Genomic DNA, 12,953 nt, shown 5'->3' on the forward strand with positions numbered 1-12,953 from the left:
GGGCCGTCCAGGTGATGCCATCGGGGCTGGTCATCACCCGGTTGCCGGTGCCATCGACTGATACAGCGACAAAGAGGCCATTACCGTAGGTGATGGATGTCCATTGATTATCGGTGGCTGCTGTGCGGGACGTCCAGGTAATGCCATCGGGACTGGTCATGACCCGGTTGCCGGTGCCATCGACTGATACAGCGACAAATACGCCATTGCCATAAGTGACGGAGTACCAGGTATTATCGGCGGCTGATGTGCGGGCCGTCCAGGTGATGCCATCGGGGCTGGTCATCACCCGGTTGCCGGTGCCATCGACTGATACAGCGACAAAGAGGCCATTGCCATAGGTGATGGATGTCCATTCATTATCGGCGGCTGCTGTGCGGGCCGTCCAGGTGATACCATCGGGCGAGGTCATCACCGGGTTACCACTGGCATTGGCTGCCACGGCCACAAACAGGCCATTGCCGTAGGTGACAGAGGTCCATTGATTATCGGCGGCTGACGTCCGGCTGGTCCAGATGGTGCCGGGTTGAGCTTGAGTGGCTGGGGCCAGGACTAGCCAACAGACAAGCACATAAAACGCCCGGAGAATGCGGCTGATGTATTGATGCGTCATAATACGTGAAAAATGAGTAGGAGAAAACGATGAACCAGGCTTAGGCAAAGGTGCCAAAAGCCACAGCAATAGGCCAGATAAACGACGAGAGCCAGCGGGGATCAACTGGCCCGGAAAGAAACGGGAGTAGATTGTATGCATCTGTAATTGGGTTATTGAATTTATACCCGCAAAGCACCCTAATTTTCCGGTCCTAATCCTGCCAATCGTATCCCTCAATCGGCAAACCACATCCCCAATTCTGCCAATCGTATCCCCAATCCTGCCAAACCGCATTTTTGTCGGCTTTGACTGCTATTTTAGCTACATGTTAGCGCTCAAACTGCTTATTCCGTTTTCTGCCGGCTCTTAGTTGGGTGGATAGAAGCTACCAGAGCGACTACTTTTATCGTAACTTGATATGCGTTACCAGTGCTTTTGCAACGCCCTCAGCCGTTGCCTGAAAGTCAGTCTGCTACTTAGCTGGCTGGTGGGGGCTGGGTCCGGTATTGTTGTTTGTGGTCAGGCTCCGGTTCCCAAATCGCCGTTCCTGTTCAGTTCACGCCACCTCACCGTTGAACAGGGATTACCCAACCGGTATGTGTTTACCGTTGGGCAGGACAAAAAAGGCTTTGTCTGGATTGGTACCCTCGACAATGCGTATCGGTTCGATGGGCAACGGTTTCATGCCCTCCCCACGAAGGCCAACACCCCCCAAAACAAGCGGTATGTGCCGATGGTAAACCACATCCTGACCGATCCGGTTGGTAATTTGTGGCTAACGGGCTACCTCAACACGGAATATGATAAACTCCTGATTTTGCCGCCTGGCAAAACTACCCCGCTGCCGGTGGAGGTTGCCTTTAAACAAGCCTCGCTGTTTCGCAACGACCCCATTACGGCCTTCGTCGAAAAAAACGGTCAGTCGTTTCAGTTCCTGCTTACTCTGGGCGGCCAACTCATTCACTGTACGAAAAAGGGTCGTTTTGTGTCGATTGGGCGGTATGCTGAATCCGGCAAACCAGTCAAGTTGCTGGGGCAGCTCGAAACCCCGCAGGGCAACCTGATGCTGTCGATGGCGACACCCCAAACCCCGCAACGCAGCCTGTTGCTCGAAGTAGATGCGAGAGGGCAAACCATCCGTCGGCGAGTGCTGCCCCATCGGCTCAAGCCCATCTGGTGCGAACCTGATGGGACCGTTTATTTGCAGGCCAGCCCGCCCCCCGCAGGAGCCCCTGCGCTGCCCCGCCTGTCGGCCCATCTACTCGATCAGTTTCTGTTTCGGCTGGCCCCCGATGGCACTCTCAGTCCGTTACCGATTCCGTTTGCGGCCAGCCCCTTTGCCGACAACGACCCTACTTTGCTGAATGGAGCCCAGGCGCGGTACGACCCGATCCGAAAGCTGTTCTGGATCAGCGGTAAACGAACCTGTTTTGCCTGGCATCCCACCCACGGCGTCATCTTCGACCTGCGCAAAACCGACCTGTTCACCAACAGTATGCAGCTTTTCTGGCCTGCCTTTATCGACCGGACGGGTGCGGTCTGGTTTGGTACCGAAGATGGCGTAGTGCTGATCACGGTAGAAGCCGACCGGTTTAAGCGGTATTTATATCAGGCCGATCCGAAATCGGATGCGGCCCGTTTTTCGATTCGGGGCATGGTGCCGCAGGGCAACCGGATGTGGGTCAATACTACCACCAGCCAATGGCTCCAGTTAGAAACGGGGCGGAGCGAGCCGTTAGCCTCCCCCACCGACTCAGTCCAACAGTATCTAAAAGGCCTTTACCCGGCCATAGGCACGAGCCGGGGCGATATCTGGGCGGCCGAAACCTACCTGATTCACCGCGACGGTGCCACCAACCGGTTTCGTGTTTATCCCTTCGTCCGCAATTGGACCGACAATTTTGGCAGTGCTCTCTGGCACGATGGCAGGCATCGGGTCTGGATCGGTCACGAGCATGGGATTTCGGTATTCGATGAGCGCCAGAAACAGGTTCGGGCCTTTGACGGGTACAATGGGTTTAGCGAACTGGCCCAAAACCGCATCAATGGCTTCTTTCCTGATGACAGGGAGGGGGGCGGTCGGTATGCCGCATCACCCGCATCGGCGAACCGGTCGTCACAGATTTGGGTGGCGGCCTCATCGGGACTGTATCTGCTCGACAGCCTGCGGGGCATTACGGCCCGCTACAGCACCCACAACAACACCTTACCCTTCGACCATATCATGTTTGTGCATCCCGATCCTGAACAGGCGGGGGTGTACTGGCTGGCCACGCGGGGGGGCGGGCTGGTTCGCTGGAATCGCCGTACGGGTCAGTATCAGCAATTCACCCAGAAAGATGGCCTGTCGGACAATACGCTGTATGCCATTTATGAAGACCACGCGCACCGGCTCTGGCTCCCCAGCAATTATGGCCTCATGGCGTTTCACCGACAAACGCATCAGGTACGAATTTTTCATGTCCGAAACGGGATTGCCGACGAGGAATTTAACCGAACCAGCTTTTGCCGCACCGCTGATGGGCAATTGTTTTTTGGGGGACTGAATGGCATTACGGCCTTCTACCCCGATCAGATTCAGTTCGAGAAACCAGCCCAGGCCCCCATGCTGATTACGGGGTACCATAAGTTAAACGTCAATACCGGTCAAACGGTCGACTACCTGGCGGACTATCAAAAACAGGGTGAGATTGAGCTTACCGCCAACGATCGACTAATTTCGCTGTCGTTTTCTGTGCTCGATTACCGATTTCTGAACAAAACCCGGCTGTGGTATCGCATTGTCGGCTGGCAGGACAAATGGGATATACAACCCCAGATGGACCTGCGCATGAACGGCCTGCCCGCTGGCAGTTATACACTGAAGGTAAGGGCTCAGACCATAAACGGCGACTGGGTATCGCCGGTGCTTAGTATTCCCATCCGCATTGCGAAACCGTTTTACCTGCAAACCTGGTTCGTCTTGCTGATGTTACTGCTGGTGTTGAGCCTTTTTCTGGTTGAAATTAACCGCCGAAACCAGCGATTTGTGCTTGAACGGGCAAAGCTGGAAGAAGAAGTGGCCCGACGAACGGCCCAAATTGAGCGCGATAAGTCTATAATCGAACAGCAGGCGGCCGATTTGCGGGCCAATGCCACCCTTAAAACCCGGTTTTTTGCCAACGTATCCCACGAGTTTCGTACTCCGCTGACTCTGATTCTGGGACCTATCCAGTATTTGGCCAAACGGATTTCTGACGTCGGCACCCTTCAACTGCTACAGGCTATGGAACGCAATACCCAGCAGATGCTGGGACTGGTAACGGACCTGCTTAACATGACCCGGTTCGACAGTGGGCAGTTTGGCCTTAATGAGCAACCTGCCGAACTTACCCAAACGATCCGGCAACTGGTGGATACGTTCAGACCACAAGCCCAGTTTAACGGGGTTGACCTTTGGGTGACGGGTCTCGATACCCCTCTGACGCTCCCGTTAGATACGGAAAAATTCGAGACTGTTTTACGCAACGTAGTTGCTAATGCCATACACTATACGTCGTTGGGCGACAGTATCATTGTTCGCTTAACCCGTACGGATGGTCATGCCCTAATCGACGTTATCGACACGGGCCTGGGTATTCACCCCGACGACCTGCCTCATATTTTTGAGCGGTACTTTCAATCCAACCAACCCGACAAACCCCTGCGCGGAGGAACGGGAATCGGGCTGGCCCTTTGTCAGGAATATTGTGCACTCTGGGGCGGCACCATCACAGTGAGCAGTGAGATTGGCAAAGGCTGTACGTTCAGGATCGCCTATCCGATACGGCCATTTGAACAGGGCCTTGTTCAGCACTCAACCACAACAGCGGCTGTCCTGTCGCCGGACTGCTCCCCCACGCTTGGTACTAACCTTGGTAGTGATAACCCATTGTTTATCAACCCGCCCGGTATCGCTGACGAAATTCCGGGCGTCAGCCAGCCCTCTATTTTGCTGATCGACGACAATCCCGATATTATTCTTTACGTACAAACACTGCTACGTCCGTATTACCGGGTCAGCACGGTACAAAACGGCCGGGAGGCCCTTAGTATATTAAGCTTGTGTCCGCAGAATCAGCTACCCCAGTTGATTATATCCGATATTATGATGCCCGAAGTGGATGGGTTGGCGCTCGTCAGTGAACTCCGGTCGAATGCTCTGCTCCGCTCAATTCCGGTTATTCTGCTTACGGCACGGGCCGATCTGGAGGTTCGATTACAGGCCCTTCAGCTGGGCGTAGCCGACTACCTGACAAAGCCTTTCAGTGAATCAGAATTGCTGACCCGTGTGCAAAATCTACTGGATCGCTTCGACGAGCAACGCGTCTGGCAACAGGCCGAGGGTGCCGGTGAGGTGATCGCGCTGGCAACGATGAACGATGCTGACTGGCTTCAGTTTGTTCAGTTTATTATTCGTAAAAATTTGATTAATAGTCAGTTAACTATTAAGTCGCTGTCCGAAATTGCCAACGTGAGCGAGCGGCAACTGTACCGTCGTACTAAAACTCTGACGGGCTTATCGCCCAATCAGCTTATTCAGGAAATCAGGCTACAGGTCGCGCATGAACTGTTCGAACTGCACCCCGAAGCCATGATTAAAACGATTGCCCTACAGGTAGGTTATCAAAAAGCCTCGTATTTCTCCCGGCTCTACCGCGACCGGTTTGGCCATGAACCCGGCAAGCGATATGAACAGGAAACCGCCCTGTAGGCTGTCATCCTGATGGAGTCAACCCGTTGCCAATGACAGCCAGAGCTTACAGGACCGGGCCTGGCGCGGAGGCAATTGAGTGTGAGTAGCCAAAATTCACCGTCTGCGCGTACAATCCCAGTCTAAACCGCTTTTTGGTCTCGTTGCGTCTAAAATAATACGAGAAAACTAGTGGTCGCCCTGATGTGTATTGGGATGCTGTATACCCAGTTTTTCGCCCAAAACGGGGGTAAAGGGCGTTTCCGTATGGTAGTCCGTTGGTAACTGGTTTACGACGATTCGCAAAGTGAGTCTTGCCGAACTTGGGAAATCCTATGTAATTATAGATTTCGGTGCACTGGCAGACAGTACCCTCGTGCAGACCGGCGCGATTCAGAAAGCTATCGATGCGGCCGCTCAGCAGAGTGGGGCTTCGACGTTGCCATATCCGAACATGACCGTCTATTCAATTTTAAGTTCGAAGATATTATCGTCGATAGTAAAAACGCGGCTATTAATAAAAAAGCAGTGAACGGGATAACGCTCAAAAACGTGAAAATCAATCAAACCATCGTAAAGTAACTGACGGTCGTTACCATAATTTGGTAAAATAGCTACTCAAACAAAATGCCCTCTGAATGATTCAGAGGGCATTTTGTTTGAGGGAAATTCGCTTTGCAGGGACTACTTATCCAGCACCACCGTTTCGCCGATCAGGTAAGCACCCGACTCGGTCGCCAGGTTGTAGACGGCCTTCACCGACCGGATGGTGGCTTCTGTCCGAACGACTTTATAGCCAACAACGCTGTTAGTTGTTGCTTCATAGCGGTACAGTACCTCTCCGGCCTGTACGTCGCCCAAAGCCTTGCGACCGGTTGCGGTCAGGACGGGATGGTTACCCGTTGCTTCCAGTAACATAGGGGCCACAAGGGTATTACGAGTACCGGCGGTTAGTTCGTCTGCTGAAGCCAGCCACACGCCAGCCAGGTTGAATTCGGCGTTTTTGTGAACGGTCACGTTCGTAACGCGGGTTGGGGTCAGGGTTTTCGTTTTAGCATTATACCCGAGTACTATATCGCCCGTTTTTACGTCGCTGATGGCTTTGGATGAACCATCGGCCAGTGTAACCGGCGCATCGGCAGCAAAGCAGAAGTTATACTCTTCTTTTTTCTTGCCACCCTCTTCCGTCTTGCCCGCGCCACCTGACAGCAGATTCGCCATCTCGCGCGACAGTACGAACGTCAGTGTTGACATCAGGCCGGGTTCTTTCTCCCCAACATATTTGAGGTCATCGATGTAGGCATCCCACGCTTTCCGGTCGCCCGTAGCACCGGGGATCACGAACGGCTTCACCTCGTTGGTTTTGGTATTCTGGTAAATGGCTAGTAAACCAAGTTCCTTGGTGTCTTCCACGGTGAATACCTTGTACAGATAAATTTTGCGCGTTACCCCGTCGCTGTATGTGAACACATAGGCCGGGCGCTCTTCGTAGCGATCCAGAATAAAGCCGCCCGATTTGAAATAGGTGTCTTTGTCGAGGTTAGCCACTTTAATGGCTTTGATTGCTTTTAATTGCTCAGCGGTCATGCTGGCACTGGCCGTTGCTGTTTGTGCCGAAACACGCTGGCTGAGTAGCTGTGTTGCCAGGGCGCAACACAGAAAGATCACAATAGAGAGCAGGTTGTTTTTCATAGTATTTTCTGTCATGCTGACGAAGGAAGCATCTTCGGACAGGACACATTTATAATATTGATGAAGATGCTTCCTTCGTCAGCATGACAAACGTAAAACTTATTATTTCTTTGTGTATTCACCAACTCGGGCATGGAGTGCTTCGACCGTTCGTCGGGCCGATGTGAACGCACCCGCCATCCAGGCAGTCAGGTAGGTTGTGTGTTCTCCCGCGAAATAGATGTTACCATCCGGTTCGAGTAAAGTTGCGTAATATTTTTTACGGGTGGCATCATCGTAGGTAGCCCAGCCGCCACCGCTGTACGGCAGTCGATGCCAAGCCAGCGAGAAGGAATTTTCAAATTCGGATGGGTACTGCGGGTGAATTTTACCCCCCTGGGCCAGCGCGATTTTCTCGCGCTCGGCAACCGGTAAAGCGCCAATGGCTTCGGCTCGGCTGTAAAAATTATAGTAGCCAATTAACACGCCCTTTTTGCCTTGTAAGCCAAACGATGGGTACCAGATCTGGTTTATGTCCATGTTGGTTCGGGAAATGCCGCCATAGATACCGTCATCCTCTTCCCAAAAACGACGCTTAAACTGAAGCCCGATCTTGCCGGTTTTCATGTAGGGAATAAAGTCGGCCGCTCGTTTTACCGTCCCTGAGAGGTCGGATTCGAGGTTTTTAAGCATAGGCAAGGGCAGCGTGCAGACGCAAAACTCGCCGGTAATCTCGACAGGCTTACCGTCTTTCTGGTACACCACCCGAACGCCGTTTTCGGTCTTCCGAAGCTCACTGACCGGCGCATTGAAAAAGATTTTACCGGCCAGCTTTTTTTCGAGTGCTCTGGGAATTGCATCCATACCGCCAACGGGCTGCAAGAGCGTCGACTGCTGTTCGTAGGCATAGTCTCCCACGTTATAGAAAACGGGCTGCATAAATCCCGAGCGAAGTAAATCTGTCAGGCCGTAAGGGTCGGTTAGGGTGCCGGGTGTGTGGCCTGCACCGGGATCGCTCTTTGCTTTGTAACCCCGGCGGTTAGTGCCTTTATAAAGATGGGCAGTGTTCAGGTCACCTTCATTCTTGAGAAAATCAATTAGCTTTTCAACGTCTTCTTTGGTGAGTTGCTGATCCAGCGACGATTGGTCGAGGGCTTTGGCCAGTAGTTCGGCTGTGTAACCGCGCATATCGAAGTGATAGTCACTAATGCGCATACGCCGGTTGGCTAGATCGCCGGTACCGCCCTCATTGTAGAGGTAGGCCGATTCGTTAGCCCCATTGAAGATTTCGAGGGGTACGCCCAGTTCGCGGCAGTATTGCAGCGTAATCTGGTGGTGGTGCGGAATGCGGGCGGCTCCGCCGTTAAAATAAAGACCGTTTTCGAACGAACAGGTTTGTGGCGTTCCGCCCGCCAATTCGGTTTCTTTGGTACCCCCGCGAACGGTCCAGACGCGTCCACCGGAGCGAGATCGGGCTTCCAGAACGGTACAGTCGTAGCCCAGTTTACCGAGTTCATAAGCGGTGGTCATACCGGCCAGGCCGGCCCCTAAAATAATGACTTTCCGACCTTTGCCGTCACTCGTCTTCCCGTTGGCGGGTAAGTCGAGGGCCGATGCCGGTGCGGGATGCAACATTCCCCAAGCCAGGAGGCTGGCGTAACTGGCACTTGTTGAATTAATAAAGTCTCTTCGTGTCATTCCTTTTCAGTAATAGGAGCGAGGAGTCGGGAGCGAGAATAAGAACCTGCTTTGGCAAAACTCCTGACTTCTCGCTCCTCGCTCCTACCTCCTTTTTTAGCCAACTACCTTTTTGAATCCATCAATGAACATGGCCATTTCGTCCATGGTACCCACGCTGACCCGGCAATAGGGCTGCCCGTTGAAGTCGCGTGTCTGGATGCCGATGCCCTGCGCAAACATCTGATTGCTGAAAGCCCCCGTTTTCATGCGAATTGGGAACAGGATAAAATTGGTGTACGACGGAATGACCTCATATCCCATGTTCGTCAGGGCTTTGGTCGTATAATCGCGTGCTTTTGCGTTTTCGGTCCGGCAATGGTCCTGCCAGGCTACGTCTTTGTAACTGGCGATACCGGCCATCAGGGTCGTTATGCTGACATTACCTTCGGCACCGATGTACTGGTGCAGTGTTTTCAACATTTCAGGCTGAGCCATAGCATAACCTAAACGCAAACCGGCAAAGCCATGGATTTTTGAGAAAGTACGTGCCTGGATAATATTCAGCCCTTCGGCCACCAGCTTGCCGAGCATGGGCCGGTCTGTAGGCGACAAAAAGTCAATGTAGGCTTCGTCGAGGAAGACGGGGACTTTGGGAGCCACTTCCCGACAGAACGCTTCGAGTTCGGCCGGCGACAGGATGGTGCCCGTCGGGTTGTTGGGGTTCACAATGTACACCAGCTTCACGTCGGGCGTGAGGGCGGCCTTTAGCGCGGGCAGATCAAACTTATAATCTTTCGTTAAAGGGATGGGCTTGATAGTGGCGCCGAATTTGGTGGTTTTATCCAGCAGGTCGTCGTAGGTAGGGCGGCAGGTAAGAATGGTGCCTCCCCCCTTTGCGAAGTGTTCGGCGGCAGCGAGCAGGATATCCGATGACCCCGGCGACATCAGAATGTTCTGAGGTTTTACCCCTTCATTGTCACTGATCAACTTCTTCATTGGGCCAAACTCCATCCAGGCATAGCGGTTGCCAATTTCGGCTGCTTTCATGATGGCATCTTTCGCACTTTGAGCGATACCCAGTGGGTTTTCGTTGGCAAGCAGGCGAACCTTCAGTTTGGACATCTTCTCAAATGGGTCGTCCGTAAAGGCAAACTCATTCGTAAATCCGGAAGCTAAAGGGGCATTAGGACTACCGGCGGCAGCTGGTGTAAACCGGCTCAAACCAAGGCCAGCAGTGAGAAGGCCGCTGGCGCGAAGCCAGTCCCGACGAGATAGTTGTGATGACATATTTGTGTGTTTTTGTACTTATCAGGGATAAAATAAAAGTAAAACAAAATCTAACTCATTAGTAGATAGGGTTTTGTGAAAGTACGAATTAATGTCAATAAAAGAGTTTTTTTCGTAAGAATACCTTTTAAAAAATTTTGGCTATTCTGCTTATTTCAAAATTATCAGGGATTGATAAAGACTTTAATAGAATTAAAGATGCCCATTTGATCAAATTTCATTTGTTAGGCTATCATTGGTAGATCATGTATTAACGAGATCCTGTTGAACTCAGATGGCACATAAAAAAGGACAGTGTTTTGATACACTGTCCTTTTCTAAAAAGACTAATCAGGTGTACCGGGCGTCTTATTTCCGGTAAATCAACTGAACTTTACCAACAGCCGTGGCCGTCGACGATACCGGGAGGGTATAGCTAACAGGAACTGATGCGGCAAGCTCTTCAATATTCTTGGTTTTAGAATAGGTATATGTTTCCTGACTACCAGCGTCGTACTTCAGCGTAAGTGTGTTGTTGGTAAAGTCCCAGGTACCACCCGCATCATCAACCGTTACACTTTTATAGTTTTCATTGAAGGTATTGTCTGAATAAACATCGATAGTCGACCCAAACGATTCGAAATAATATAAGTCGAGGGCTGCTCCGTTGATGTTAGCGGTGGCTGGAAAGCCACTCAGTAAACCTCGGTTCAATTCCCAGCGCCCTACAACGGCCGGTGGTGGTGCCGGATCACTGTTTTTATTACAGGATGTCAGCCCTACGAACGAGACGACCAGGCAGAACACATATACATAATGCTTCATAAACAATTGATTTTCAGTAAAGTCAAAACGAAACAGGGACAAGTGATGGTAAGCTACAAAAAATAATAATAGAGCACTACCGTAAATACGCTAAAAACACACTTATTGATGCAATGAACACTTACATTGTTTTTGGCTTCAGGTATTTATCGAACCATTGCAGATACCGGTCAATCCGATCTTTCTGATAGCTGGGAACGGAGATGCCGTGGAACTGGCCCGGATAGATAATTAACTGGGTTGGTATGCCCAGCGACCGGAGTGCCTGAAACATTTGCTCACTGCCCGCCGTCGGTACGTTGAAGTCTTTCTCGCCCGCCATAAATAACGTTGGGGTTTTGATACGGTCCGCTTTCAGGAACGGGTAGGATAATTTCAACCATTTATCCGTGTTCTTCCACGGAGCACCCAGTTCCGTTTCGTACTGATTTGTATATTGGTCGATGCCGTACATGGATAGTTGCAGGGAGCTACCGGCTCCGCTGGCAGCGGCCTTAAATCGGGTGTCGGTGGCGATGGTGTAATTGGTTAGGATACCGCCGTAACTCCATCCGCCAATGCCTAGTCGGTCGGGGTCGGCAATGCCTTTTTCAACGACGTAATCCGTTGCTCCCAGAATATCCAGCACTTCTTTGTTGCCCCAGTCAGCGTAAATGGCTTTGGTGTAATCAAGTCCCCGCCCATTACTGCCCCGGTAGTTGACCGCTACCACCGCATAGCCCCCGGCCGCCAGCAGTTGCCGGGTTATGTCGAACGAGAATTCGTCCTGTGATACGGGTCCGCCGTGAATGAAGAAGATGGTGGGTAATTTCTTACCAACGGGTGCATTGGCGGGTTTGAACAATAGGTTGGATACCTGCGCCCCATCTTTACTTTTCGATGTAAATCCTTCTACGGTTGCCAGTTCGAGCGGGGCCATAAATGCATCGTGTGTATGCGTAAGCCGGCGTGTTGCGCCGTTCTCGATGGCGTATAGTTCACCGGGTAGTTGTGGCTCGCTCATGAGCGTGACCCAAGTGCCAGCGGCTACGGGCTCTAACTCGCCAAAAGCCCGGTTACCGCTAATGAGCTTAGTGAATTTCCCGTCCAGCGTATACTGACCTACGTAGGCCTGCCGGTCGTCCTGTACCAGTACGCCAATCGTTTGCCCATCTTTGGCCCAGCGCGGGTTACGAATGGGGCGGTCCATTGCTTTCGAGAGAAGTGTAGGCTCGCCCCCATCACGGCTGATAACGGCCAGAACGGGCTGATCATACATCAGGAAATTGCCCGATGCCGTAGAGCGCGTGTAGGCAATGCGTTTGCCGTCGGGACTCCATTCGGGGTTGTTGTCGGAGCCCGGCCAGGAGGTCAGCTGTTTCATTTTGGCCCCCTTTTTGGCGTCGATGATGTAAATGTCGGTGTTCTGATTCCGGTCGGGGTCTTCGGTGCGGTTACTCACAAACGCCAGCTGCGAACCATCCGGCGACCAGACCGGCGAGGATTCGTCATAGTCGCCCGTTGTGAGCGTATCCAGTTTTTTGGTTGCTATATCAAATACATAGAGGTGTGAAGACCCTTTTTCGAGATACCCTTTCACATCGGCCTTGAAGTGGTAGCGGTCCAGTACGTAGGGTTTGCGGACTTTGGTCTTGGCCGAATCGGCATAATCGGGGTCGCGAAGGACCATCGCGATCTTTTTTCCATCCGGCGACCAGACGTATTCTTCCAGATCGGTTTTCAGATCAGTGAGTTTTTTGGCTTCGCCACCCCGGCGGTCCATCAGCCAGATCTGCCCTTTGGTAGCCCCCTGCCGCGAGGAGATGAACGACAGGTATTTGCCATCGGGGCTGAACCGCGCCCTCGATTCGGGATCGGGGCTGTTGGTTACCTGAATGGACTCCTTCCCGTCGTAACTCACCATCCAGACATCGGAGCTACGTTTGTCTTTGGTCGTATCGACTGTTGATAGGCCATATGCAATCCATTTACCATCGGGTGATACCTGCGGATCGCTCAGCGTTTGTAGTCGGTAAATATCCTTTGAGTTGATTGGCCGTTTTTTTACCGGCGTCTGGGCCATACTCACAAGCGATGAGAGGGCAAAAAGAGAAAAGAGGATCGAGCGGTTCATAGGGTAATTGATTAAATGTATTCCTGGACCGGGCCGCGTTCGGCTTTAGTCCTTGTTTTGATCGTATTAGTAGTTTATCGTAGTGGATAAAT

Annotated in this window: 7 protein-coding genes; 1 reads left to right on the forward strand and 6 read right to left on the reverse strand. The window is 52.1% G+C overall.

What is annotated here, in order from left to right:
* Positions 1–613: hypothetical protein (locus tag ACYVJM_RS20285; RefSeq protein ID WP_461150058.1), on the reverse strand; the 613-nt coding region annotated here is incomplete at its 3' end.
* A gap of 400 nt (positions 614–1,013) precedes the next feature.
* Here ACYVJM_RS20285 and ACYVJM_RS20290 point away from each other — a divergent pair.
* Positions 1,014–5,327: a hybrid sensor histidine kinase/response regulator transcription factor gene (locus ACYVJM_RS20290; RefSeq protein WP_461150059.1), complete on the forward strand. Its 4,314-nt coding sequence runs from the start codon at positions 1,014–1,016 to the stop codon at positions 5,325–5,327.
* Positions 5,328–5,990: 663 nt separating this feature from the next.
* On the opposite strand, the gene ACYVJM_RS20295 is transcribed toward ACYVJM_RS20290, so the two are convergent.
* The 5 genes from ACYVJM_RS20295 to ACYVJM_RS20315 all read right to left on the reverse strand — a co-directional run bounded on the left by ACYVJM_RS20295 (position 5,991) and on the right by ACYVJM_RS20315 (position 12,861).
* Positions 5,991–6,998 (reverse strand): Hint domain-containing protein, encoded by a 1,008-nt coding sequence (locus tag ACYVJM_RS20295; RefSeq protein ID WP_461150060.1) that lies wholly within the window; start codon positions 6,996–6,998, stop codon positions 5,991–5,993.
* Positions 6,999–7,100: 102 nt separating this feature from the next.
* Positions 7,101–8,675 carry a flavin monoamine oxidase family protein gene (locus ACYVJM_RS20300; protein ID WP_461150061.1) on the reverse strand — a complete coding sequence of 525 codons (1,575 nt, stop codon included), beginning with the start codon at positions 8,673–8,675 and terminating at the stop codon, positions 7,101–7,103.
* 96 nt (positions 8,676–8,771) lie between these two features.
* Positions 8,772–9,944, reverse strand: coding sequence for a pyridoxal phosphate-dependent aminotransferase (locus ACYVJM_RS20305; RefSeq protein WP_461150062.1), 1,173 nt, complete (start codon positions 9,942–9,944; stop codon positions 8,772–8,774).
* Positions 9,945–10,292: 348 nt separating this feature from the next.
* Positions 10,293–10,748 (reverse strand): hypothetical protein, encoded by a 456-nt coding sequence (locus ACYVJM_RS20310; protein ID WP_461150063.1) that lies wholly within the window; start codon positions 10,746–10,748, stop codon positions 10,293–10,295.
* Positions 10,749–10,869: 121 nt separating this feature from the next.
* Positions 10,870–12,861: a S9 family peptidase gene (locus ACYVJM_RS20315; RefSeq protein ID WP_461150064.1), complete on the reverse strand. Its 1,992-nt coding sequence runs from the start codon at positions 12,859–12,861 to the stop codon at positions 10,870–10,872.
* Between the last annotated feature and the right edge of the window lie 92 nt (positions 12,862–12,953).

This window comes from Spirosoma pulveris, from assembly GCF_054781875.1.